Raw genomic sequence first — 24,602 nt, forward strand, 5'->3', positions numbered from 1 at the left:
TCCGGCGCCGCCTTTCCCAGCCGCCTTCCCCTCGCCGCCTTCCTCTCCCCGCGAACCCAGTTTCCGGGGAACCTTCTTCACAAGGACGTGAACCAGATGCGTATCTCCCCCCGGATCCCGGTGCTCGCCGTCGCCGGTGTGCTCGCCGCGACGAGCCTGACCGCCTGCGGAGGCGACTCCACCTCCGCGTCCGGAGACAAGAACGACCGGGTCAAGATCATGGTGGGCGGCCTGGACAAGGTCATCTATCTGCCCGCGATGCTCACCGAGCGCCTCGGCTACTTCAAGGACGAGGAGGTGTCGGTCCAACTGCTGACCGAGCCCGCCGGTGTACAGGCGGAGACCGCACTGGTCTCCGGTGACGTGCAGGGCACCGTGGGCTTCTACGACCACACCCTCGACCTCCAGGTGAAGGGCAAGCACGTCGAGTCCGTCGTCCAGTTCTCCCAGGCGCCGGGAGAGGTCGAGATCGTCTCGAACCGGGCGGCGGGCGACATCAGGTCGGCCAAGGACTTCAAGGGCAGGAAGCTCGGCGTGACGGGCCTCGGCTCGTCCACCGACTTCCTGACGAAGTACCTCGCGGTGAACAACGACGTGAAGACCAGCGAGTTCACCCCCGTCGCTGTGGGCGCCGGCCAGACGTTCATCTCCGCACTCCAGCAGGGCTCCATCCAGGGCGGCATGACCACGGATCCCACCGTGGCCACCATCCTGGACAAGAAGCTGGGCAGCATCCTCATCGACATGCGGACCCCGGAGGGCTCCAGGGAAGCGCTCGGCGGGCTCTATCCGTCCTCCAGCCTCTACATGCAGACCGAATGGGTCGACAGCCACAAGGCGACGGTGCAGAAGCTGGCCAACGCCTTCGTGAAGACCCTGAAGTGGATGTCCACCCACAGCGCGCAGGAGATCGCGGCCAGGATGCCGGCCGACTACGCGCAGGGCGGCGGCGCGGCGCTCTACGCACAGTCCATCAAGAACACCCTGCCCATGTTCACTACGGACGGTGTGATGCCCCCGGACGGGCCGGCCACCGTCGAGCGGGTCCTGAAAGCCTTCAACCCCAACCTGAAGAACGCCGACGTGGACCTCGCCAAGACCTACACCACGGAGTTCGTGAAGAAGGCGGGCTGACCCCAGCGCCCCCTCCCGCTCCGAGTGCCCGTACGCAGCCGCGTACGGGCACTCGGGCGTGAAGGGGCGGACTACTCCGCCGCGGGCTCCGGTCCGGGCTGCACGGCGTCCGGGACCGTGGCCTGCGAGCCCTGCCGGACGGCTTCCACCGCCGCCTCGTGCAGCGTACGGCTGGCTTCCTCCGACGGGCACGGCACCGGGCTGCCCGCCATCGTGAACCAGTCGGCCGCATCGGTGTACTGCACGGTGATCTGCGCCGTGCCCTCGGCCCATGTGGTGTGGACGGTGAGGTCGCCGGACAGCGGCCCGACCTCCTCGGTGAGCACTCCGCCGTGCCCCGAGTAAACTCCGCGTGTCGTCCAGGACGCCCAGGTCATGCATCCAGGCTCGCACCAAAGCCCGCGTCACGCGACCCACGGGCGACAAGTCCCGGAACGGCATGGTTCGCAGGCCGTGCCGGTGGGGCCCGTCGGCGAACCGCGGGTGGATTTGAATGAAATTTTCCGAGCGCCCGCGCTGCGGTTCCCGCAGCGGCCGATCCCCTTTCCCCTGACGCGATCTTGACGGCAAACCGTTGATCGGCGATCTCCTGGCGACGAATTCCGAAGGAAAACTGCTATTGACCTGCGGAACGCGTCGGTATTGCATGACGCGCTGGGAGCACCGGAACCATCCATCACACCTCGTCCGGAGGCGATACCGCTCCCACGCTCAGACATCGCACCTGTTGATCGGAACCCGACTCGATGACCGACACGCTCAGCGCTCCACAGGCGCTCGCCCCCGCGACCGGCCCCACCCCGCAGAAGCTCAAGCGTTCCATCGGCGTCGTCGGGGGGACCCTGCTCACGCTCTCCTGCGTGACTCCCGCCTCCACCCTCTTCGTGGTGGTGCCGGACCTGTTCTCCAGCCTCGGCACGTACACCGCCCTCACCATCGCCATCGGCTCGCTGCTCTGTATCGCGGTGGCTTTCTGTTACTCGGAGCTGGGTACCCTCATCCCCAGCGCCGGTGGCGAGTACGCCATGGTGTCGACGATGGCGGGCCGGCTCGCCGGCTGGCTCGTGTTCGTGCTCTCCCTGCTCGTCGTCATGATCGTGCCCCCGGTCATCGCCATGGGGACCGCCGACTACCTCGCACCCCTCGTCCACATCCCCGCCTCGCTCGCCGGGGCGGGCGTCATGCTGCTGGCCACCCTCGCGGGCCTTCTCGACCTGCGTGCGAACGCGTGGATCACCGGCATCTTCCTGGTACTGGAAGTGATCGCCGCCGGTGTCGTCGCCGTGCTCGGGTTCGCCCACTCCGAGCGGGGCGCCTCCGCGCTCGTGCACGGGTCCGTCGCCGCGCCGGGCGGCACGAGCTCGAACGTCACCGCCATGATGGTCGTCTCCGGGCTGGCCATCGCGCTCTTCATCACGCAGGGCTTCTCCACCGCCGTCTACCTCTCGGAGGAACTGGAGAACCCGCGGCGCAACGTGGCCCGCACCGTCCTCGCCACGCTCGCGATCTCGACGGCCGTCATCCTCGTGCCCGTCATCGCCATCACCATGGGCGCACCCGACCTCGCGGCCCTGACCTCCGGCGACCTCAGCGGCATGGTCGAGGCGTGGTCCAACTCGGCCGTGGGCACGTTCGTCAGCCTCTGCGTCGCCCTCGCCATCATCAACGCCGGCATCGTCATGGTCATCCAGAACTCCCGGGTGCTGTTCGCCTCCGCCCGCGACAAGGCCTGGCCCGCCCCGGTCAACGGGGCCCTGTCCCGGCTCGGCCGGTTCGGCTCGCCGTGGGTGGCGACGCTCGTCGTCGGCATTCCGGGTGCGGCTCTCTGCTTCGTCAACCTCGACACCCTGTACGGCGTCACTGGCGTCTCCGTCACCGCCATGTACCTGCTGGTGGCCATCGCGGCGCTGCTCTGCCGGCGCGGCTCGCACCGTGGCGCACCCGCCTGGCGCATGCCGCTCTGGCCCGCGATCCCGGTGCTGCTCATCCTCGTCCTCGCGTACATCCTGACTCGGCAGGAGACCGAGTACCTGCTCTGGACCGGTGGGATCACCGCTGTCGCCACGCTCTACTGGGCCCTGTACCTGAGGCCCCGCCGCTCGACCCGGTGGCTGGTGAGCATCCCCGAGGACGAGCAGGCCTGAGACGGGTTCTCCGGTGATCGGGTGACACCGGGCAGTGGCACGTCATGCCGGACCTGCGGCGCGGTTAGGTATGCGGGCATGACATGTGACTCCCCACCGAAGAACACGGGTTTCCTGCGCACCCAGCGCCTCCGCGCCGCCGGCGCCGCCGGCGTCCTCCTGGCCGCGGCCCTGCTCACGGGCTGCGGCCAGGACAGCGGTGACACCTCGACCGGCACGGCCACCTCGGAAGCCGCGCGCGCCGTCCCGGAGCGGACCACGACCCCCTCGTACAGCGCGAGCAAGAGCGCGTCGCCGAGCGCCGCGCTGACCAAGGACCAGAAGGACCGCAAGACACTCCTCGGCTCCACCAAGATCACCTTCGACAAGGCCGTCACGACGGCCGAGGGCGCCGTCAGCGGCGGAAAGGTGGTCGAACTCGACCTGCGGGGTCCGGGGGAGTCGGACGACGACACCGACCGGGAGAGCGCGTCGCCTACCGCGACCGCCTCGCCGTCGGGCAACAGCGCCTCGCCGACGGGGAGCGCGAGCCCCTCCCCGACCGGCACCGCTGCCTCCCCGACCGGCACCGCCGCCTCGCCCAGCGGCGCGAGTGCCTCGCCCGCCGCCACCGGCCCGGAATGGGTCGCGACGGTCGCGGCGAAGGACGGAACCGAGCACACCGTGCGCATCGACGCCGTCACGGGCAAGGTGATCAAGTCCACCGAGGACTCCGAACAGGACGCCGAGGAGAAGAGCCGTACGGCCGACTGGATCGCCAAGGCCAAGCAGACCCCGCAGCAGGCGGCCAAGGCGGCCACGGAAAAGAAGAAGGGCACGGTCACGTCCCTGGACCTGGACGAGAACGACAAGAACGTCCTCGTCTGGTCGGTGGACGTCGTCGACAAGAACTGGAACGAGACCACGGTCGACATCGACGCCGCCACCGGCTCCGTCACCGGCGAGGAGACCGGCACCGACTGACCCGGGCACGCCCGGCCCGCCGTACGCACGCATGCCCCCGGTTCGCACGGACCGGGGGCAGTCTCATGTCACCCGTCGGAGGCGGGTTCGCCACCGGCTACCGGGCGACCGTGCTGCGTGAAGACGCAGGACGCCCGGTCCGGCCGGTCGGCGGCATCCTTCTCCGGGGGACCCTCGGGTTGTCCCTTGAACTCACTGTGTGGGTGACGTACTTCTGAGTTGTCGCCGAACCCGCGTCCGGGGTGCGTTCCGGCAGGGAAAGAGGAGCAGTCCACCGGCGGGCCAGGGGTGTCCGGCGACCTCCCGCATCGGCGGAGCCGTCGCACTCGGCTGGATGGAGCAGAGCCGCGCGCACGTTGCGGACCGGCGGGCGAAGCTGGACCTTCCACGTGCTCACGTCTCAGGAGTCCTTCCGTGCTGATTCCCGGCTTCCCGCAGGTCCGCCTGCCCCTCGTCGCCCTGCTGGCCGCCGCCTGCATGGCCGGGTCGGTACTCGCCCCGGCCCACGCCGTGGACGCCCCTGCCGACCACGACCGCGCACTGCGAAGGCAGTTGCAGGAACTGACCACCGCGCCCGGCGGGCCACCCGGAGCGATTGCCGTCCTCGAGCGAGGCTCCCGCACCGAAGTCTTCCGGGCCGGAGTGGCCGAGACAGGCACCGGCCGCGCGATCGCGGCCACCGACCACATGCGCATCGCCAGCACGGCCAAGGCGTACAGCGGCGCGGTCTCCCTCCAGCTCGTCGACCGCGGGAAGCTGCGCCTGAACGACACCATCGGCCACGTGCTTCCCCGGCTGCCGCGCGCCTGGCACCGGGTCACGCTGCGTCAGCTCCTGAACCACACCAGCGGACTGCCGGACTACACCGCAGACCCGGAGTTCCTGGACCTGCTGGCCGCGAACCCCCGCCGTCACTTCGACTCCCGCCGGCTCCTGGACTTCGTCGCCGCCGAGCCGCTCGCGTTCCGCCCGGGGTCCCGGTACGCCTACTCCAACTCCGACAACATCGCCGTGGCACTGATGGCTGAGGCGGTGACAGGCCGTCGATACGAGGAGCTGCTCGCCCGGCTCGTGTACCGTCCGCTGGGCCTGCGGAGCACCACCTTGCCGCAGGGCTACCGGATGCCCGAGCCGTACATGCACGGATACGACGTCACCCCGCCGGAGCCGCCCGAGGACATCAGTGAGGCACTGAGCGCGTCAGGCGTGTGGGCGTCGGGCGGGATCATCTCGACGCCGAAGGACATGACGGCCTTCATCCGCGGCTACGGCGGCGGGAGTCTGATCTCCGACAGGACACGCCGACAGCAGCTGAACTGGGTGGACGGTGCATCCGAACCCGCAGGCCCGGGCAAGAACAAGGCCGGTCTGGCGATCTTCCGGTACACCACCCGCTGCGGTGTGGTGTACGGCCACACGGGCAACTTCCCCGGCTACACACAACTGATCGCGGCCACCCCGGACGGCAAGCGGTCGCTGACTTTCTCCCTGACCACCCAGGTCAACAAGACGAACAAGCCCGAACTGCTGGAGCGAGTACGGGCCGTGGAGGAGAACTTCGTCTGCGCGCTGTTGCGTAAGCAGTAGCCCGGATGCGGGCGGGACCCCATGTCCGGCCCCGTCCCTCATCCCCACTTCTGCCAGGGAATCGATTCTCGCGGCGCCACGGGACCCGCCGTGATCCCGCGTCCTTCGTGCACCGCTTGGCCCGATCGAGTCGTTCACGGGGACCCGTGGCACCTCTGGGCGCGCGGGGTACAACCATCCTCGCCGCCCGTGGGTCACATCAAGTGGGAGTATTCCGCTCTCAAAGACACAAGGGGGATAAATGGGAAGCATGCGTAATATCGCGGTCGCCGGTGCGCTGAGCACACTGGTCGTGGGCGCCACGGTCGTGTGCAGCACGGCCGCCTCCGCCGCACCCAACGTCACGCCGCAGGGCGTCTGCGGCAAGGCCTACAAGACAGTGAACTCGGTGCCCGTCGGTTCGCTGGGCACCGTCTACCTGACGTACAACTCCTCGAACGGGAAGAACTGCGTCGCGACCATCCGCGCCAACCCGGGCACGGCCAAGGAGGTGTCCACGTACATCTACGTGCCGGACACCGACGAGTGGGCCGGGGACTCCGGGAACTACACGTCGTATGCGGGGCCGGCCTACGTGTACGGAAAGGGCCACTGCGTGAGTTGGGGTGGCAGCATCGCCAACGTGTACGTGTCGGTGGACAACTCCAACTGCGCGGCGCGCGTCGAACACCGGGTCACCGAAGTCCGCTGATCCGGGCGTCCCGAGGCGGTCCGCCGGCCCTGTGGGAGGTGGGAGGACGCCGGCCTTCCAGGAGGGCCGGCGGGCCGCCGTAGCCGGTCACAGTGGCGCCGCCGGATCTCTCCGGAGTGACGAGGTGCGGCAGCAGTGACGATGTGCGTGGCCCGGCGGCCGTTCCTCGGAGACTGTCCGCTACAACTCATCACCGAAGGCCTCGGCCAGAGCACGCCATTCGGCTCGCGGAAGGCCGGCGCCGCCCTCGTCGGCGGTGAGCACCTGCAGCGCGACATGATCGGCGCCGGCGTCGAGGTACTGCCGAGTCCGGGCCTTCACCTGCTCGGCGTCGCCCAGGGCGAAGAGGGCGTCGAGGAGGCGGATGCTGCCGCCGGCCTCGAAGTCGCTCTCCGCGAATCCCAGGCGCAGCAGGTTGTCGGTGTAGTTGGGCAGCCGGAGGTACATCGCCAGCATGTTCCGCGCGGTGGTGCGGGCCCGGTCGAGGTCGGTGTCGAGCACGACGGACAGCTCCGGGGCGAGCAGCGCTTCCGGGCCGAGCGCCTCGCGGGCTTCCGCCGTGTGCTGGGCGGTGACGAGGTAGGGGTGGGCGCCGAGCGCCCGACCGGTCGCGAGCTTCAGCATCTTCGGACCGAGCGCCGCCAGTACACGATGCCCGGAGTCCACGGGCGGGGTGGCGGAGTCCAGCGCGTCGAGGTAGGCGACCATCGCGCTGTACGGCTTCGCGTACTGCGGCACCATCGGGCCGTGGCTGACCCCCAGGCCGAGGACGAAGCGCCCGCGGGCGCTCGCGTCGAGCGCCGCGATCCGGGCCGCCACCTCCACAGCGGTGTGGTCCCAGATGCTCAGGATGCCCGTGGCCACCGTGACCGAACGGGTGGCGGCGACGACAGCGGCCGCATCGTCGGGCGAGGGGCTGCCCCCGATCCAGAGCGTGCCGTATCCCAGGTCTTCGAGCTCGGTGACCGCCTCCGCGATCGCCGCCCTCCCCGCGTCGTCCGCCCGTGACCAGTGCAGGGCGCTGCTCCAGATGCCGACCTGTCCGAACGTCTCACGTGTCTCAGAAGTCATAGTGTGATCAACAGCGACGCGCGCCCACTATTCCTCCGCGTCGCGCTGAGCGCACGCGTTCGTGCGTTCGGTCAGGCAGCTCCTGCCGGGGCTTTGCGGGCGAGCAGCTGCACCTCCTGAAACTGCCGTCGGTCGGTGGGCCGAGGCTCGCGAACCATCCGGCCCACCTCGGTCAATCCGCACGTGCGCAGCATCGCGGCGAGGTGATCGGGCCACCACCGGTAGGCGGGCGCGACTGTGTGATCGAAGACCTGTGCCGGGTGAGACGGATCGTCGCTTGCCGAGAAGCCGATCAGGAGGTGGCCGCCAGGTGCCAGTACGCGATGGAACTCAGCCAGGATGAGGGGGAGTTCCTGGGGCGGAGTGTGGATGACGGACCAGCGTGCGAGTACGCCGCCCAGTGCGCCGTCAGCGATGTTCAGCGCGGACATCGAGCCTACGTCGAACCGCAGGCCGGGATAGGCCTGTCGAGCCAACTCGATCATCGCGGGAGAGGCGTCGACGCCGAATGCCGGCAGGCTCAACTCGTGCAGATAGGCAGTGATATGACCAGGCCCACACCCCAGGTCCGCAACCTGATCACCCCCGCTCACACTGACGAGCTCGGCGAAGGCGCCCAGGATCGCACGGTCCAGGGGGCTGTCGTGCAGCGAGTCGCGGAACAACTGCGCATAGGTGAGGGCGACAGCGTCGTAGGCCTCGCGGGTGGCGCTGAGGGCATTGTGTTCGACCATGCACGCGAGAGTAGTTCCTGGCCCGGAGACGAAGCGGAGTGAACCGCGATCCCCGCTCCTGCCTTGTCGGCCCGCCATCTTCGCTCCTGCCTGCCGGACCGGGCTTCGGTCAGTGTGCGGGAGCTGCGCCGGGCGAATCGTGTTCCTGCATGCCCCCGACAGATTCCGGAGCCGGTGACACTGCGCGCGAGCGGAGTCTTTTGCCCGTATTCCAAGGCGAGAAACACTCGAAAACAAGTGCATGACAGGCGCCGGTCAGGGCACACGATGTTCTGGAGGTTGATAACTATGGTTCCCCTGCTTCTCGTTCTACTACTCGCTCTCGTCCTTTTCGGTGCCGGATTCGCTCTGAAGGCATTGTGGATCGTGGCGGTGATCGTGCTGGCAGTCTGGCTGCTCGGCTTCGTCATGCGTTCTGCCGGAGTGGGTGGCCGCCGTGGCCGTTGGTACCGCTGGTAGGTGCCGGCGACCGGTCAGCAGGCGGGGTGGCCCCGACATTCAGTCGGGGCCACCCCGCCTGTGGGTGCCGGAGGGCGCTTGTATCCGGTCCGGCCTGCACTGGCGTGGGATTGACAGCGGACGTCCCGACGCAGGAGTCGAAAGTCCGCACAGGAATTACCGCCAAGGCAAACACGTAGATGCGCTGTCGCCCGGTCGGCATCAGCAGAGCTGACCATGCGAATGCAATTTCCGCTGGAGGTATTCAGGACGTTGACCGTCTCATCCGAATCCACGCTCAGATTCGGTGGTCATCGGTGTGGCGACCGAGGCTTCGGCCGAAGCGTTCGGAAATGGCCGGCATCAGGCTCTCGCCGTCGGCAGGGCGGTCCAGGCCGAAGACGTGTCCGGGGAAGTCCAGGTCCTTCTGGACCGCCCAGATCTCCTCGTGGTCCGCGGGCGAAAGGATGCGCGCCGTGTCGCCGACGGCGACCCAGCCGATGGGCACCATCGAGTCGGCGGGCAGCACTGTGCGCAGATGCACGATGCCGTTGATCCGCACCTCGGAGCGGGCCCCGATCAGCGCTCCGTTGAAGACGCGGCTGCCGGTGGCCAGGAAGACCTCGTCCTCGACCCGGCAGCCGGTCAGGTAGGCCGTGGGGCCCACCAGTACCTGGCGTCCCAGGATCAGCGGATCCCGCCGGGTTCCACGCAGAACCGCGTTCTCCATCACGATGCAGCCCTCGTCCAGCACCACGGGGCCGCCCTCGGCGGTGAGCACCGCACCGAACAGCACCCGGCAGCCTGCCCCCACGCGCACGTCACCGCACAACGTGGCGGTCGGAGCGACATAGGCCGTGGGATGGACCGTCGGAGAACGGCCCTCATGAGCGATCAGCATGACCGCGATCATGCCGGGTCCTGGGGAGCCGGCGCACGCCATTTCACCAGGCAGGACCGGCGCCTCTTCCGGTGGGCACCGGTGCGGGACTGCGCGAGCCGGCCCATGACAACCGGGCCAGGGCCGGACATCCGGCTCGTGAGCCAGATGTCCGGGCTTCGTCTCGCCCGAACGGCGGACGAGCACGTCCAGGAGCGGGAGGAGCGGGGGCTGTCTCCCGCCGTCGCCGCTCCACCTCAGCGGCGATGCGCCGACGGCGCTCCCCTTGGGGTCCGGTTGGGGTCCGCCCCTCCGCCCCGCTCCGGCCCGAGTATGTCGGCTGATTCGGGACAAGCGGGGACTGTACGGGCGGCGTGCCGTGTGCAGAGGAGTCGGGCAGAATGGCGAAATGTTCCTTTCACCCAGGTTTAGCATCATTCAAACCGGGCTAATCGAGCTAGCGCGACACCGTTCCGCCCCTCTGGTGTGACCGGTTATGCACTCACAGCAACACGACGGAGGGCAGCCTCATGACCGACGCTTCACGTGAGCCGACCACCACCGATTCCGGGGCCCCGGTGGAGAGCGACGAACACTCGCTCACCCTCGGTCCAGGCGGCCCGATCCTGATGCAGGACGCCTACCTGATTGAGCAGATGGCACAGTTCAATCGCGAACGGATCCCTGAACGCCAGCCCCACGCCAAGGGCAGCGGGGCCTTCGGGCACTTCGCGGTCACCGGTGACGTCAGCGCCTTCACCAAGGCGGCCGTGTTCCAGCCCGGAACCACGACCGAGCTGGTGACCCGGTTCTCCACGGTCGCCGGCGAGCGGGGCAGCCCGGACACCTGGCGTGACCCCCGGGGCTTCGCGGTGAAGTTCTACACCAGCGAGGGCAACTACGACATGGTGGGCAACAACACCCCCGTGTTCTTCGTCAAGGATCCGATGAAGTTCCAGCACTTCATCCGGTCCCAGAAGCGGCGCGCGGACAACAACCTGCGCGACCACGACATGCAGTGGGACTTCTGGACCCTCTCGCCCGAGTCGGCCCACCAGGTCACGTGGCTGATGGGCGATCGAGGGATCCCCCGCAGCTGGCGCCACATGAACGGCTACACGTCCCACACCTACATGTGGATCAATGCGCAGGGCGAGCGCTTCTGGGTCAAGTACCACTTCAAGACCGACCAGGGCATCGAGTTCTTCACCCAGCACGAGGCCGATCAGATGGCCTCGGCGGACACGGACTACCACACCCGTGATCTGTTCGAGCACATCCGCGACGGCGACTTCCCGAGCTGGACCCTGCACGTACAGGTCATGCCTTACGAGGACGCCGCGGAGTACCGGTTCAACCCGTTCGACCTGACCAAGGTGTGGCCGCACGGCGACTATCCGCTGATCGAGGTCGGCCGGATGACCCTGGACCGCAACCCCACCGACAACCACGCCGAGATCGAGCAGGCGGCGTTCCAGCCGAACAACCTGGTTCCCGGCATCGGCCCCAGCCCGGACCGAATGCTGCTGGCTCGGCTGTTCTCGTACGCGGACGCCCACCGCTACCGGATCGGAGCCAACTATCAGCAGCTTCCCGTCAACGCGCCCGTCGTCCCCGTGAACACGTACTCGAAGGACGGGGCGATGGCGTACCGCAAAACGACCGATCCCGTCTATGCGCCGAACTCCAAGGGCGGGCCCGCGGCCGACACCGCCCGTTACGGCAGCCCGCCCAGTTGGTACGCCGACGGAGACATCACCCGGGCCGCCTACGTATCCCACGCCGAGGACGACGACTGGGGCCAGGCCGGCACCATGGTGCGTGAGGTCTGCGACGACGCGGCCCGGGAACGTCTGGTGGACAACGTCGTGGGCCACCTCCTCAACGGGGTGACAGAGCCCGTTCTGCGACGAGCCTTCGAGTACTGGTCCAACGTCGACAAGTCGATCGGCGAGCGGATCGAAAAAGGGGTGCGCGCCAAGGCGGACGAGAAGGACCCGAAGGCGGCGCAGCAGAGCAACCCCGCACGACGGGACATGCAGGCCAAAGCCTGATGGCAGGTGTGCGGAGCCGCTGCGCGGCCATCACCGGCACTCCCTGCTCTGTTCGCGGAGACAGCGGAGCCAGCGGAGACAACGGAGACGGCGGAGACAGGTGACAGCGATCACCGCCGGGTGATCGTGAATGAGTGAGGGCCTTCCGGGGCCGGGCTCGTGCGGACGGAGACACGTCCACCGACCGGCGGAAGGCCCTCAGGCCCGTCATCGATCGTCCTTGGCCGAGACCGGCCGTCCGGGGCGGACGCCCCTGTGGCGTACCGGGCCGGAACCGCCGCCTGCCGTCGCGGCAGGAGCCTGGGCGCCTGCAGCCCGGATCGAGAAGCGCCTCGACTCATCGGTAGCCTGCGTCATCATGATGCGCTCGTGGATTCTGCCGATGCTGTTTGTGCTCTGCGGCTCACTGGTTGCGACCGGGCTGACCCTCAGGGGAAGCGCCGGGGAAGGCGCAGCAATCCTGCTTGCGTTCGTGCTGATCGCAGGCGTGCACTCGCCTCTGATGTTCCCGAGGTCCATCGGTGCGACGGAGGCACAGCGCCGCAGTGCGGCCGACGGGAGGCCGGTCGTGTTCTGGCGGTCGGGCTGCAAGTTCTGCCTGCGACTGCGTATGCGGTTGGGTCGCGACGCCCATCGATTGCACTGGGTCGACATCTGGCGTGACCCGGCCGGAGCGGCGGCGGTGAGGGAAGTATGCGACGGCAACGAGACCGTGCCGACGGTCTTCGTGGCGGGCCGGCCGCACATCAATCCCGACCCTGGATGGGTGCGTGAACAGCTCTGCTCCTCAGAGTGATCGGGCACCCTGCTCCGGCCGCAGGATGGCGGCGACAGCGACTCGATGCGCCTGTCAGGACGTCGCGGGACCGCTCGCCCCGCCGGGGCGTGTAGGTGGCACCCCGGCGAGACATGTCACCGTGCGTCGCGTAGCTGTAGAAGGTAGGCCGCGGTCAGTGCAACGGCCCGGTCCTCGTCATGCGACAGCTCTACGAGGGCACGTGACGCTGTTGCCCCGGGGACGGCGGCCAGCGCCTGGGTCAGCCGTCCACGTGCAGGCGCCTTTGCGGTGTCCTGGGCGAGGCGCTCGACGAGTCCGGCCGCGATCTGATCCGCCGTCGCCGCTTCGCCCGCCAGGAGACTCAGCGCATCGGCCGCATCGGTGTCGTTCTCTCCTTCCGCGATCATGTCGATGAGCGTCGGGACCGCATCGGCTGTTCCACGTGACCCGAGCGCCAGAGCCGCATACCTGCGAACCACGATGTCGGGGTTCGCGAGGGCCTGCCGCAGCTGCGCACCGGCCTCGTCGCCGGGCATCTCGGCGAGGGACCGAACCGCACGTTCCCGCACCGCGGCCACCGGTGCGGCGAGGCCCTGCGCCAGCAGCGCCGAGGCGCCGTCCCCCGATTGCGCGAGGGCCCATCTGAGGGCACCGGCAACGTTCGGCTCCGTCTCGCGCAGTGCCGCCTCCACCAGGGCCTCGACGGGCGCCGGAGTCTCGTACCCCGAGGAAAGGGCCGCGCGTTGGCGCACGCCGGCGCTCTTCGAGCCCAGTGCCTGGAGGAGCGCGACGACCTGGAGGACGTCCTCCCAGCGGGCGGGGTCCGCCGCGTCGATCCGCCGCAGCCGCGTGAGCAGCTCGGTTTCGGCCTCAATGCGTTCGCGTGTCTGACGGACGAGGTCGCCGACGAGCGCCGAGGGGGTGAAGCCGGGATCATCGAGCGCGCGCCCGATCTCACGCAGTGACAGCCCCAGCGACCGCAGACTCTCGATATGGAAGATCCGCCGGATGTCCTCGCCGGAGTACTCCCGATATCCGGAGCCCGTACGACCTGAAGGCCGTACCAGGCCGAGCGACTCGTAGTGCCGGAGCATGCGGGCACTCACCCCGGACCGTCGCGCCACCTCACCGATCAACACGTCCTATCGTCCCTCCTGGCCGGCACCGCCGAGAGCCACGACGCGTTTCGCCTCCTCGATCGCGAACTCGAATCCGGCGTCCGGGTCCCGCAGCAGTCGCTGTGTGGCAAGGGCGTGTACCCGCACGTGCGGGTCGGAGTCCGCCGTCGCAGCACGCAGAGTCGGCACGATCACCTCACCCAAGGTGATCAGCGCGCGGCTGAGACTCAGCTGCGTCTCCCGCCCACCCCGCCCGAGCTGCGTCGCCAGCACCGCGGCCAACGCGCCCTCCTCACCGTCCGGCACGAGCACGACCGCGGCCCGCCAGGCGCTGCGCGCCACCTCGGGGTCGGCGTCGGACAGCAGCGACCGTGTGATCGCCGGCCACGCCTGCCGGTCCCCGACCTTGGACAGCGTATGCAGCGCCTGGCTCCGTGCCTGCGCACGTTCCGAGCGGACTTCGCGAACCAGCCGGGGGAGTGTGACGGACACCGGGTGGCGAGTGAGCGCCCAGGTCAGCATGTCGCGGACGAAGAACTCGGGCTCGATCGCGCAACGCGCGATGAGCGTGTCGACAAAACGAGGGTCGGGCGTCGTGCCGAGCTCCAGCGCAGCCCGCAGTCGCACGGACGAACGGCCGCTCTCCAACCCCTGGAGCGCTCGGCCCGAATCCGTGTCCCGTCTCGTGGTCGTCATCTGAACCACCTCCTTGGCGAGCAGTGAACGCCTTGTCATCGTGTCAAGGTCAAGGCGGGCCTGCCGCGTGACCACGCAACAGACGTCGCCAACTCCGGCACCTGCGCCGGGCTGACGGTCTTCGACGCGTACGAACTGAGCGGCCGGCTGCTCTGGCGGGTCAACCTCGGCACCAACGTCCGCAGCGGCAGCCACTACGACTCGTTCCAGGTGTTCGACCACGACCGCCACGGCAAGGCGGAGATGGCGCCCGGACCTCCGACGGACCGAAGGACGCGGCCGGCACCGTCATCGGCGACGGGAACGCCTCGCATCTCGAAGGCAACTGCGCGGTCATCAGCGGTGCCGAGTACCTGTCCGTGTGCGGTCCCCCCGGCGCGGTTCAGGTACCGCGGCACCTGAACCGTGCCGGACAGCCACCTGTCGCTTCGCCCGGTCTTCCGCCAGTACGGCGGGTCGGGTGCCGGTGCGGCTCCGCACCGAGCTGCCGGCGGGGGTGGGGTGCCGGCGACAGGCCGCCACCCGCTCTATGCGGGGTCTGTCGTCTCGCCGTCGGCGAGGATGCCCAGTTGGCCGGCCACGGCGGTGAGTGCCGTTCCCAGCGGGAGTGCGATACGGGTGACGGCGTGCCGGTCGCCCCGGGTCAGGTCCCGGTTGATGATCAGCACCGCCTTGCCGGCCTGGGCCGCCTGACGGACAAACCGGAGCCCGGACATCACCGTCAGTGAGGAGCCCAGGACCAACAGCGAGGCTGCTTCGTGGACCAGCTCGCGGCAGTGCTCGACCCGTGGCGGGGGCACGGCTTCGCCGAAGAACACCACGTCCGGTTTCAGGACGCCGCCGCAGACGGTGCAGGACACTACGCGGAAGTCCCCGACCTGCTCGTCGGTGAGGTCGGCGTCGCCGTCCGGGTTGATCGCGGCGGCCACCGGCTCGAAGCCCGTGTTCGCCGTCTCCAGCCGCCGGGCGAGTTCGTGGCGCGAGCTGAACGCGTGGCAGGAAAGACAGACGACCCGGTCCAGGCTGCCGTGGAGTTCCACGATGTCCTTGCTGCCGGCGGCCTGGTGCAGACCGTCGACGTTCTGGGTGATCACACCCGAGAGCAGGCCGTGTCGCTCGAACGCGGCCACGGCCCGGTGCCCGGCGTTGGGGCGGGCACGGCCGAAGGTACGCCAGCCGAGGTGGCTGCGCGCCCAGTACCTGCGACGGGCCTGGGCGCTGCCGGTGAAGTCCTGGTAGGTCATCGGAGTGTGCCGGCTCAGGCTCCCGCCCTCGCCCCGGTAGTCGGGGATGCCCGACTCCGTGGAGATGCCCGCCCCGCTGAGCACCAGGACACTACCGGTGCTCAGCGCATCAGCGACCGGCTCCAGGTCCGTGGTGGCAGGGGGCAGGTCTTCGGTGGGGGACCAGCTCAGAGTGGGGCGCATGCGCATGTCTTCAGGGTACGGAACAAGGCGGCCGTCACCTGCTCGCGCCGTCGATGGCCCGCTCGGGTTGTGCGAGGAAGCCAGTCAAGGACGGGCCTCGGCCTCTGCCGGTCCTTCACCGACCGTGGCATCGGGCAGCGGCAGCTTTCGGGAAGACTTCTGGCGACAGGGTCTTTCTGCAGGACGAGTGCTCCGCGCGCTCGGACGTCAGTTTCGGCTGCTCTCGATCGCCGGGATGAGCAGCCGGAGCAGCTTCGTGCCGATGTCGCCCTGCCTGTACCTCGGGTAGTCCCCGTCGCGCGCCGGGATCACCTCCAGGTGGTAGGACCGGTCACCCGTGGTGAAGGCGAATCTCATGGGCTTGTCGTCGTCCGCCGGGTAGACGGCGAAGGAGTCTCCAGTGCCGATGTTCTGGGGGACGAGAAGCACTCCGGGGGCTTTGATCCCTGCACGGTAGTCTTCGTGGCTCACTTCTCCGACGCTCGCGTAGGAGCTACGGCTGCCCCACGTGCAGCCCCACGGCCGCTTGCCGCCAACGGGATCGGGCTGTGTTCCGGTGAAGGATTCCGTTGCACCGAAGGCTTGCCGGACGTCGTCGGCGTTCAGCAACGAGCACGCACTCGCTTTCGCGGCAGGACTCGCAGCCTTCTCACCGCTGGCGGCCGGCTCGGCTGTCGAGCAACCTGCCACGGCGAGAACTCCTGCCAGGACCAGCACATGCCCGAGACCGTGCCTGAGCCCCCACGCCGTCGCAGCCGCAGCCACCGCACCCTCCCCGTGTACGTCCCCATGAAGAAGCCCCAGCGACCGTCGGCCGCCGGGGTCAGATCGTATCCGGAGCCGACCGCGCTTGCGGGTGGTTCCGGCCGACGTCCTTCGGTGGCTGCGGCCTCCTCAGCTTGCGGTGGGTCCGACCGCTTTTCGTGCGGGGTGCCCCGGCCGGCCTGCTGCCGGCCGGGGCGGAGGTGTCCTGCGGTGTCAGGAGAGGGTGCAGCTGACTGTCGGAACGCCGCCCGAGCCCGGCGTTCCCTGGAAGCCGAAACTCGTGTGCGCACCGGGCGCGAGGCTGCCGTTGTAGGGGGTGTTCGTGACGCTGACTGCGGATCCGGTCTGGGAGTAGGCCGCGTTCCACATGTTTGTGACCTGCTGGCTTCCCGCCCAGGCCCAGCTCACCCTCCAAGCAGCGGCGCTCGTGGTGCCCGTGTTGGTCACGGTCACGTCCACGCCGAAGCCGTTCCCCCAGTCTCCGCTGACGGTGTAGGTGGCTGTGCATCCGCCGTTGCCGCCGGAGGCGCCGGACGTGGTGGCCGTCACGGGGGCGGAAGCCGCGGAGGTGTTGCCCGCCGCGTCGCGTGCCCGGACTGAATACACGTACGACGTCGCGGCCGTCAGACCGGAGTCCGTGTAACTGGTGCCGGTGGCCGTGCCGATCTTGGTGGAGCCGCGGTAGACGTCGTAGCCCGTGACCCCGGTGTCGTCGGACGCTGCCGTCCACGACAGCGAGACCGAACCGCCCGTGGTTCCGGTGACAGTGAGGCCGGCCGGAACCGAGGGGGCCTGGGTCTCGCCTCCGTCACCTCCGCCGCCGAAGCCCGGCGCCTTGATGCTCGCCAGGTAGCCGTCCTTCACGGTGTCGACGGTGGCCCAGTCGTCCTTGAGGATGCCGCCGGTGTCACCGGAGTTGGGGTTCCAGGACCAGAAAGTCCAGGAGAAGCTGTCGCCGCCGTACTGGCCCGTCGGGCGCAGGTAGTCGGCCAGTGCCTTCAGCCACTTCTGGTCGGTGGCGGACTGGAGCGTCGTGCCGAACTCGCCCACCCATACCGGCGCGATGTTCTGCTTGAAGATGTAGCCCCAGTACTTGTCCCAGACGCCGGGCATGTTGTCAGGGAAGGCCGCGTCGCTGAACCAGGGCTGCTGGGCGACACTGGTCGCGTAGTCGTGCGCCGAGTAGACGACCCGGTGCGCCACACTGAGCTCCACCGGATACTGGCCGACTCCCATGAGGTTCCCGCCCCACCAGCCGGACACCCCGTTGAAGGTCTGAACGCCCTCGACGAAGACCAGCAGGTCGGGGTTGACGGACAGTACGGCGTCGCCGCCGCGCTGTGCTGCCAGCCGCCAGTCCTTCGTGGTGTCGCCGCAGCCCCAGCAGGCGGGATCGTGCGGTTCGTTGTGCAGGTCGATGCCGATCATCGCGTCGTTGCCGGCGTAGCGGCCGGCCAGCGCCTTGAGGTTGGCCAGCCAGGTTGATTCGGGGACGGACGCCGTGTACCAGAGTGCCGACTGGCCGGCGGCGTCGGGCCGGTGCCGGTCCAGGATGACCTTCATGCCGACGCTGCCCGCATGCTCCACGATCCGGTCCATCACGTGGAGCGAGTCGAGGCCCTGCAGATCGCTGTTCATGCCCGCGGAGTAGTTGATGCTCGTGGGTGCCGTGCCGGTGAAGATGTCGTCGCTGTAAGGCAGCCGGATGGTGTTGTAGCCCAGCGACTGCATCTGGTCGATCATGCTCTTGTAGTCGCGGGACCACAGGCCGTGGGGCACGTAGTTGGACGTCTCGAAGCCGAACCAGTTGATTCCGGCGATGCGGACCGGCTGGTTGGCGGAGTCCAGGAGTTGACGGCCGCTGGTGTGCCAGTACCCGGTGCCCGGTGCGACGTCGGCAGCGGCTGCCACCTGAGAACCCGCGAGGGGCAGGAGCAGAGCGACCGCGGTGACGGTTGCCGTTCTGACCGCTCGTCGGAGGAGGCGGAGAAGGGGGAGAGGGTGAAGCACGGTGCTGGTTCCTCTCTCGTGGGCAAGGTCCGGCGACGTGATCATGGGAGCGCTCCCATTCTGTCGCGCACCGTGCCGTTGATGGCATGGGGGATGGTGATGTCGCGGGCGATCGCCGTTCCCGGCCCCGGGCTGAACTTTCGTTCTCTCCAGGGGTGGGAGCCGATGGCTCGTGACCCGGCGCCATAAAAGCGATTGAGTAATGGGCATGTCAATGGGGTGCGCAGTGTTCATCACTTGAAGGCGCGTCGCCGGACCTGGCGCCGCCCCTGACGGCGGTCCGCCGCGGCAGCCGAGCGAGGTGATCACGGGCCTGAGTCCCGCCCTCGCCGCCGAAGAGTTGCCCCGCCCGCGCTCGAAGGCGGTGTGGTCCCGTCCCTCGCGCCGTCTTCACCCCGCCCGGGTTGGATGCCGGCGCCGGTACGTCGACCTTTGCCGGGCGTGGAGCGATCGCGTCGTGTCCGTGCCCTCGGGCATCGGCCCACAGCTGTCTTTCCGGTTCCGATCCCTAACGGATGAAACGCCGCCGGATACCCGTGTGGCGGCGGAGACGATTCCCCACGCTGCTGCTGTGCACAGGATGATCAAGAATCAGGGCCGGCGCCGGAGCGTGGACGGCGCCCGCGTGGGGAAGCAGAGACAGCCGCGGAGCACACCGGCCCAAGTGCCGCGCCCGGTACGGGGTACACCTCCACGGGCTCCGTCGTACCAGCGCGCCCGGTACTGGTTCGACAACACGCTGGCGAGGGGGGTGACCGTTCTCATCGGATGGCTTGCCGTCGCCTGCCTGGCTGTTGTGATCCCGGTGAGCGCACTGCTGGTGTGGACGGACGACCGGGCCCCGGACACGGCATGGGCGAAGACGGCGGCGGTGTGGCGGAGCGTCGGACAGACCCTCAGGCTGGGAGGAGAGGTCGGCTCACCCCTGCGCGTCGCTCTGTCGGTCCTGCTGGCGTTGATGGCGCTCTTCTACGTCTCCACCATCGTAGGTCTCATCACCACGGCGATCACCGAGGAACTCATCGCCCTGCGGCGTGGCCACTCCACGGTGCTGGAGAGTGGTCACACCGTCGTGCTCGGCTGGTCGGACCAGATCTTCACCGTCGTGACCGAGCTCGTCGCAGCCAACGCCAACCAGCGCCGAGGCGCCGTAGCGGTCCTGGCCGACCGGGATGTGACCGAGATGGAGGAGGAACTGCGCAGCGGAGTGGGGGACACCGGCCGGACAAGGATCGTCTGCCGTAACGGACGCCCCACCGATCCGGCCGCGCTCGCACGAGTCAGCCCGGCCACGGCGGACGTCGTTCTGGTCCTGCCCCGTGATCACCCGGACGAGGACGCGGAGATCGTCAAGAATTTGCTGGCCCTGCGGACCGCAGTCGACCAGGACAGCCGGGTGCGGACCGTGGCGGTGGTGCGAGACACCCGGTATCGCCTCGCCGCAGAACTCGCGGCCGGCCCCGACGCAGTCGTGCTCGAGATCGACGACGTCACCGCCCGGCTTGTGGCCCAGTGCGCCAGGCAGCCCGGACTGTCCCTCGTCTACCAGGAGTTGCTCGACTTCGCCGGTGACGAGTTCTACGTCGTCGACGCACCGACCCAGACCGGCCGTGTCTTCGCCGAGGTGCTGAGGGTGTGCCCCACGTCCAGTGTGGTCGGGGTCGTACGCATGGACGGGGCCCTCCACCTGAACCCGCCGGCCACCTCGGTCCTGCGCCCGGGCGACCGGCTTGTCGTGATCGCCCAGGACGACGACACCACGGTCACCACCGGTGAACCCGCCGCGTTCGACGAGTCGGTGATGGTGAACCGGACACCGGCGGCAGCGCGCCCCGAACGGGTGCTTCTCCTGGGATGGAACCGCCGCGCCCGGCACATCGTCCGTCACCTCTCCGGCCATGTCGCTGCCCGTTCCGTCGTCCACGTCGTGGCCCACGGCGGCGAGAGCCTGGCGACAGAGGTACGAGAGGCCGCCGCGGAAGCCGCTCCCACGCTGACCGTCACCTTCGGTCCGGGCGACCCGACCCTTCCGGGGACGGTGAACGGCCTGGACCTCTCCGACTACGACGGTGTCATCGTGCTCGGCCCCGACCACGGGCCCGGCCTCGACTCACCGGACGACCGGACGCTGGTTACGCTGCTGCTCCTGCGTGACCGTGAGCGCACGTCGGGGGTCCCGGTCCGGGTGGTCACCGAGATGACCGACGACCGCAACAGGGTCCTCGCCCCCGCCGGCGTCGGCGCCGACTTCATCGTGAGCGGAAAACTGGTCGGCCTGCTGATGGCTCAGATCTCCCAGAACTGGCATCTCGCCGGCCTGTTCGGGGAGCTGCTGGCTCCGCAGGGCAACACGATCCACCTCAAGCCCGTCGGCGACTACGTCCGGGCAGGACAGCGGGCATCCTTCGCCACGGTCGTCGAGGCCGCCTCGCGCCGCGGGGAGTGCGCCATCGGATACCGCAGTCGCGGCCCTGCACGGGTGGGGACCGACCACGAGGTGCGCATCAACCCGGCCAAGGCCGAGGTCCGGTGCTGGAGCGCGGATGACGAGGTGATCGTGATGGCCGGTTCCTGACGTGACGGCGAGTCAATGTCAGGGAGCCGAACCCTGCTCCCTCGCCCCCGCCGCCCTCTCCATCCCGAGAGCCGCCGTGGGAAGTGCCCGAGCAGGCGGCTGCCGGCCTTACGTGGCCGGCCGGCCCGCCTGCTCGGCTTGTGCACGCAGAGCGCGACCTCGCTCGGCGGGGTCGTAGTTCGGTCCGACGCCTTCGATCAGCAGCAAGTCGCCCTCGATGTGGTCGGCCCGCAGGCGCAGGATGGCCCGGTAGGCGGGGGAGTCGTACCAGGCACGGGCTTCGGCCAGGTCCGGGAACTCGATCAGCACCATGCTGCCGGGCCACGTGCCCTCGACGACTTCCGCCGGCGGACCGTGGATGACGAAGCGGCCGTCGAAGGGGTCGAGAGTTGCCTGGATGCGATTCAGATACTCGATGACGTCGGAGTGATTTCGGCGGCTGCGGAGATGAGCGAAACCGTAAGCGGGCACTACGGGGTTCCTTCCCGTCCAGGGGCGCGAGCGATAACCGGAACGTAGTTGAGGATGACGGGTGGCGCGATTACCTCAGAGGTCATGGGCGGCGCACATCGGACCGACCACGCCAGCTGCCTGGCTCGAATTCCGGCCCGAACGAGGGCCACCACCAGCACATGGGACGACCTGGACGTGACCCGTACGGTCACCGATCCGGCGCCGCGGGTTCCCCGGGCACTGACCGTGGTGCGTACCACCGGGAACGCCGACCGAACGAATCCCGCTGACATGCGCTGCCGTCACAAACGGCCTACGGCCTACGGCTTCGGCGTCGACAGCCGTCCGCCGCGACCAGGCAACCGCAAGAGTGCCGCAGCGAGGGCCAACCACTCAGCGGCCCAGCGCTGCCGGCCAGGAGCCGGTCCACGGGCCGTCGCCCGACTCAGCGGCGAGCGCGGCAGGGTCCCCGTCAGTGCTCGCTGCGACGATCCAGCAACTGCTCGACGCGGTCGAACCTCTGGTGCAGCATCCGCAACTCCGTGCTGACGGCATCCTCGCCCTCGTGGGCGTAGCGCCGTACGGCCGTTCTGACCTCATGAGCCTCCTTCTGGGCACGGCCGACGAACCAGGTGGCGATGGCCGCGGTGACCATGCCGAAGGTGGTGATCCCGGCCAGCATCGTCACGGAGGCGATGACCCTGCCCCAAGCGGTCACCGGATACAGATCGCCGTACCCGACCGTCGTAGCTGTCTCGATGGACCACCAGATGGCCTTGGGATACGACGTGATGTTGGCGCCTGCCGCGCCTTTCTCGGCCGGCACGACCAGCGCTGAGCCCGCCAGCAGAACTGCGGCGGCCGCCGACGTGACGCCCAGCGCGGCGCGGAAATGAAGGGCGCGCCAACGCGGGTCGCTCAGGATATGGGTGACCCATTGGAAGAACGATTGCTGCACCGGCAAATCCCCCGGGCCGAAGTACGAGAAGGGTTCCATCGACGCTACCTGCGCGATCGTGCGGTGGCGGATCGACACACGCCGGAAAGCACTGAGAACCGCCGGCTTCCGGAACTGGCAGGCCGCCTTGCCACGACAGGAGCATCGGCTCGCGAGTCGACTCAGCGAGCAGTACGCCACCTTCCACCGAGTCGGCAAGGAGCCTGTCGGTTCTGCTCCGCACCGCAGGAGGACGGGGTGATCGACTCCGGATCGGACCAATGCGCCTTCTCGGCCCACCCGCCGATCGGTTGGCATGAGCGGCCGTCGTGGAGCGCCGAAGATGCTCGATCCCATGGGCCCGGGCAGGTCGGTTCGAGTGGTCTCGTCATCCTTCCGAGGCCGAGCTGAAGAAGCCGGCTGACACCGAGGTGAGGCGGAACGGCCGGACGGCACAGGGGGGTTCGGCCGATACCGGTCACCGGACACCGCTCCTGGGACGCCGGTGGTTTCGCCGATGGCAGCGCGTCGTCGTCCGTCGAGACTGCGGTCTCAGCTCATTGGGACACGCATTCACGGAGGCACTCCATGCGCATGCTCGCACGGTTATCCCGGCGGTCCGTCACCGCCACCGCGCTGGGGGCGCTGCTCTGCGGCGCCCTCCTCGCCACCCCGCTCGCCGCTCCGGCCACCGCTTCCTCCGTCGCGACTGCGAGTCCAACGGTCACCGTCCCGCCCGCAGGCAGTCACGGCTTCCCGTTCCTCGCCGCGGCGGAGGACCTCGGCTCGTACGGCTACACAGAGAGCGAGTACTTCATTTCGGGCACCGCCACGTCATACGCCAAGTCCGGCCTGTGGACGTCGGACGGCCGGTGGAACGTACGTGCGTCCGGCACCGCCGCCTACAAGAGCCGCCTGCTGGTACGCCGCCCCGCCGATCCGGCGAAGTTCAACGGCACGGTGGTCGTGGAGTGGCTCAACGTCAGCGGCCAGCTCGACCTCTCGCCGGACTACTGGTTCGAGCGGGACGAGCTGCTGCGTGAGGGCTACGCCTGGGTCGGAGTCTCGGCGCAGGCAGTCGGGGTCAACGGCGGGCTGGGCGAGATCAAGGGCCTCACGGGCTGGGATCCGGCCCGGTACGGCAGCCTGGTCCACCCCGGTGATGCCTTCGCCTACGACATCTTCTCCCAGGCGGGCCAGGCGCTGCGCACCCCGAACGGGCCGAACCCGCTGGGCGGGCTCCCGGTCCGGACGCTGCTCGCCGACGGCGAGTCGCAGTCGGCGGGCTTCATGACGACGTACGTCAACGCTGTCCAGCCGGTGTCCAAGGTCTACGACGGCTTCATGGTGCACAGCAACAGCGCGATCGCCTCGCCGATCAGCGGGGTGCTCGCCGACACCCTGCTGATGCCGAACCCGTCCCGGATCAGGACCGACCTGGCGGTGCCGACGTTCGTCGTGCTCACGGAGACCGACGTGCCGGGCGCCGCGACCGCACGGCAGCCGGACACCAGCAGCGTCGTGCACTGGGAGCTTGCGGGAACCGCGCACGGTGACCAGTGGGCCTTCGACGTCGGCAGCCAGACCGTCCAGAAGTCTGCGGGCTCGGCCGCGCCGTCGCCCGACTGCGCCGCCGGTTCGGCTCCCTTCAACGACGGGCCCGGTCACTGGGCGATGAACGCGGCGCTGCGCCACCTGACCGTATGGGCGCGGGGCGGTGCGCGGCCGTCGAGCGGTCAGCCGCTGAGCACCGTCCTGCGTGACCCGGCCACCGGCCTGGCCACCGGCGGTGTCCGCTTGCCGGACGTCACGGTGCCCACCCGTACGCTCACGGGTTCGCGCGACACCACGGGCAGCGGCGTCTTCTGCGGCCTCTACGGTGCCCGCGACCCTTGGAACGGGGACGCCGACGCCTGGGACCGGCACGACGACGGCGATCCGTCCGACCCGCTCTTCCCGGCCACCGCGGAACCCGTGCTCAGCCGCCTCTACCCGACCCACGCCGACTACGTGAGCAAGGTGCGCACGGCCGCGCAGATGTCCGTCAACGCTGGATACCTGTTGCCGGAGGACGCGGCGGCGATCATTGCCGCCGCGCAGGACTCGGGAATCGGAGGCTGACCCACCGGCCGTCCGCTGACCCACCC

General features: G+C 69.1%; 22 protein-coding genes. 11 read left to right on the forward strand and 11 right to left on the reverse strand.

The window, feature by feature from the left end; all coding sequences use genetic code 11:
* The first annotated feature begins 96 nt into the window (after nucleotides 1–96).
* Entirely contained in the window at nucleotides 97–1,134 is a 1,038-nt protein-coding gene (locus ACIOEW_RS31525; RefSeq protein WP_401967926.1) for an ABC transporter substrate-binding protein, read from the forward strand.
* 71 nt (nucleotides 1,135–1,205) lie between these two features.
* On the opposite strand, the gene ACIOEW_RS31530 is transcribed toward ACIOEW_RS31525, so the two are convergent.
* A complete protein-coding gene (locus ACIOEW_RS31530) occupies nucleotides 1,206–1,511 on the reverse strand; it encodes a hypothetical protein (RefSeq protein WP_362544816.1) in 306 nt (101 codons plus the stop codon).
* A 369-nt stretch (nucleotides 1,512–1,880) separates the two neighbouring features.
* Here ACIOEW_RS31530 and ACIOEW_RS31535 point away from each other — a divergent pair, with 369 nt between their 5' ends.
* From ACIOEW_RS31535 to ACIOEW_RS31550, 4 genes are all read left to right on the forward strand, one after another.
* Complete coding sequence (locus ACIOEW_RS31535) at nucleotides 1,881–3,278, forward strand: APC family permease (protein WP_401967928.1); 1,398 nt, start codon at nucleotides 1,881–1,883, stop codon at nucleotides 3,276–3,278.
* A gap of 78 nt (nucleotides 3,279–3,356) precedes the next feature.
* On the forward strand, nucleotides 3,357–4,241 hold the full coding sequence (locus ACIOEW_RS31540) for a PepSY domain-containing protein (protein ID WP_401967930.1): 885 nt from the start codon (nucleotides 3,357–3,359) through the stop codon (nucleotides 4,239–4,241).
* A gap of 477 nt (nucleotides 4,242–4,718) precedes the next feature.
* Nucleotides 4,719–5,828, forward strand: a complete 1,110-nt coding sequence (locus ACIOEW_RS31545) for a serine hydrolase domain-containing protein (protein WP_401968126.1) — start codon at nucleotides 4,719–4,721, stop codon at nucleotides 5,826–5,828.
* A gap of 241 nt (nucleotides 5,829–6,069) precedes the next feature.
* Complete coding sequence (locus tag ACIOEW_RS31550) at nucleotides 6,070–6,519, forward strand: spore-associated protein (RefSeq protein ID WP_401967934.1); 450 nt, start codon at nucleotides 6,070–6,072, stop codon at nucleotides 6,517–6,519.
* Nucleotides 6,520–6,699: 180 nt separating this feature from the next.
* Here the strand turns inward: ACIOEW_RS31550 and ACIOEW_RS31555 are convergent, their stop codons facing one another.
* Nucleotides 6,700–7,590, reverse strand: a complete 891-nt coding sequence (locus tag ACIOEW_RS31555) for an LLM class F420-dependent oxidoreductase (RefSeq protein WP_401967937.1) — start codon at nucleotides 7,588–7,590, stop codon at nucleotides 6,700–6,702.
* A 71-nt stretch (nucleotides 7,591–7,661) separates the two neighbouring features.
* Nucleotides 7,662–8,324, reverse strand: coding sequence for a class I SAM-dependent methyltransferase (locus tag ACIOEW_RS31560; RefSeq protein ID WP_401967940.1), 663 nt, complete (start codon nucleotides 8,322–8,324; stop codon nucleotides 7,662–7,664).
* 288 nt (nucleotides 8,325–8,612) lie between these two features.
* Here ACIOEW_RS31560 and ACIOEW_RS31565 point away from each other — a divergent pair, with 288 nt between their 5' ends.
* Nucleotides 8,613–8,783 (forward strand): hydrophobic protein, encoded by a 171-nt coding sequence (locus ACIOEW_RS31565; RefSeq protein WP_326734156.1) that lies wholly within the window; start codon nucleotides 8,613–8,615, stop codon nucleotides 8,781–8,783.
* 277 nt (nucleotides 8,784–9,060) lie between these two features.
* On the opposite strand, the gene ACIOEW_RS31570 is transcribed toward ACIOEW_RS31565, so the two are convergent.
* Complete coding sequence (locus tag ACIOEW_RS31570; protein WP_401967943.1) at nucleotides 9,061–9,663, reverse strand: gamma carbonic anhydrase family protein; 603 nt, start codon at nucleotides 9,661–9,663, stop codon at nucleotides 9,061–9,063.
* Between the two features lie 509 nt (nucleotides 9,664–10,172).
* Between ACIOEW_RS31570 and ACIOEW_RS31575 the strand changes: the two genes are divergently transcribed.
* Both ACIOEW_RS31575 and ACIOEW_RS31580 read left to right on the forward strand, forming a co-directional pair.
* Nucleotides 10,173–11,696 (forward strand): catalase, encoded by a 1,524-nt coding sequence (locus ACIOEW_RS31575; RefSeq protein ID WP_362544836.1) that lies wholly within the window; start codon nucleotides 10,173–10,175, stop codon nucleotides 11,694–11,696.
* Between the two features lie 358 nt (nucleotides 11,697–12,054).
* A complete protein-coding gene (locus ACIOEW_RS31580; RefSeq protein ID WP_401968128.1) occupies nucleotides 12,055–12,492 on the forward strand; it encodes a glutaredoxin domain-containing protein in 438 nt (145 codons plus the stop codon).
* A 116-nt stretch (nucleotides 12,493–12,608) separates the two neighbouring features.
* On the opposite strand, the gene ACIOEW_RS31585 is transcribed toward ACIOEW_RS31580, so the two are convergent.
* The gene (locus tag ACIOEW_RS31585) at nucleotides 12,609–13,613 is read right to left on the reverse strand and encodes a MerR family transcriptional regulator (protein WP_401967945.1); all 1,005 of its coding nucleotides are present in this window, start codon (nucleotides 13,611–13,613) and stop codon (nucleotides 12,609–12,611) included.
* 3 nt (nucleotides 13,614–13,616) lie between these two features.
* Entirely contained in the window at nucleotides 13,617–14,288 is a 672-nt protein-coding gene (locus ACIOEW_RS31590) for a HEAT repeat domain-containing protein (RefSeq protein ID WP_401967948.1), read from the reverse strand.
* Nucleotides 14,289–14,423: 135 nt separating this feature from the next.
* On the opposite strand from ACIOEW_RS31590, the gene ACIOEW_RS31595 reads away from it, so the two are divergent.
* Nucleotides 14,424–14,690 carry a hypothetical protein gene (locus ACIOEW_RS31595; protein WP_401968131.1) on the forward strand — a complete coding sequence of 89 codons (267 nt, stop codon included), beginning with the start codon at nucleotides 14,424–14,426 and terminating at the stop codon, nucleotides 14,688–14,690.
* A 125-nt stretch (nucleotides 14,691–14,815) separates the two neighbouring features.
* On the opposite strand, the gene ACIOEW_RS31600 is transcribed toward ACIOEW_RS31595, so the two are convergent.
* The 3 genes from ACIOEW_RS31600 to ACIOEW_RS31610 all read right to left on the reverse strand — a co-directional run bounded on the left by ACIOEW_RS31600 (nucleotide 14,816) and on the right by ACIOEW_RS31610 (nucleotide 18,490).
* The gene (locus ACIOEW_RS31600; RefSeq protein WP_401967950.1) at nucleotides 14,816–15,721 is read right to left on the reverse strand and encodes an NAD-dependent protein deacetylase; all 906 of its coding nucleotides are present in this window, start codon (nucleotides 15,719–15,721) and stop codon (nucleotides 14,816–14,818) included.
* Nucleotides 15,722–15,922: 201 nt separating this feature from the next.
* A complete protein-coding gene (locus tag ACIOEW_RS31605; protein ID WP_401967953.1) occupies nucleotides 15,923–16,186 on the reverse strand; it encodes a hypothetical protein in 264 nt (87 codons plus the stop codon).
* A 507-nt stretch (nucleotides 16,187–16,693) separates the two neighbouring features.
* On the reverse strand, nucleotides 16,694–18,490 hold the full coding sequence (locus tag ACIOEW_RS31610; RefSeq protein ID WP_401967955.1) for a cellulase family glycosylhydrolase: 1,797 nt from the start codon (nucleotides 18,488–18,490) through the stop codon (nucleotides 16,694–16,696).
* A 751-nt stretch (nucleotides 18,491–19,241) separates the two neighbouring features.
* Here ACIOEW_RS31610 and ACIOEW_RS31615 point away from each other — a divergent pair.
* Nucleotides 19,242–21,065: an NAD-binding lipoprotein gene (locus ACIOEW_RS31615; RefSeq protein ID WP_401967958.1), complete on the forward strand. Its 1,824-nt coding sequence runs from the start codon at nucleotides 19,242–19,244 to the stop codon at nucleotides 21,063–21,065.
* A gap of 108 nt (nucleotides 21,066–21,173) precedes the next feature.
* Here the strand turns inward: ACIOEW_RS31615 and ACIOEW_RS31620 are convergent, their stop codons facing one another.
* Both ACIOEW_RS31620 and ACIOEW_RS31625 read right to left on the reverse strand, forming a co-directional pair.
* A complete protein-coding gene (locus tag ACIOEW_RS31620; RefSeq protein ID WP_401967959.1) occupies nucleotides 21,174–21,536 on the reverse strand; it encodes a DUF1330 domain-containing protein in 363 nt (120 codons plus the stop codon).
* Between the two features lie 454 nt (nucleotides 21,537–21,990).
* On the reverse strand, nucleotides 21,991–22,554 hold the full coding sequence (locus tag ACIOEW_RS31625) for a potassium channel family protein (protein ID WP_401967960.1): 564 nt from the start codon (nucleotides 22,552–22,554) through the stop codon (nucleotides 21,991–21,993).
* Between the two features lie 489 nt (nucleotides 22,555–23,043).
* On the opposite strand from ACIOEW_RS31625, the gene ACIOEW_RS31630 reads away from it, so the two are divergent.
* A complete protein-coding gene (locus tag ACIOEW_RS31630; RefSeq protein WP_401967962.1) occupies nucleotides 23,044–24,576 on the forward strand; it encodes an alpha/beta hydrolase domain-containing protein in 1,533 nt (510 codons plus the stop codon).
* Nucleotides 24,577–24,602: the final 26 nt, after the last annotated feature.

The organism is Streptomyces sp. NPDC087901, from assembly GCF_044742205.1.
Taxonomy (GTDB): Bacteria; Actinomycetota; Actinomycetes; order Streptomycetales; family Streptomycetaceae; genus Streptomyces.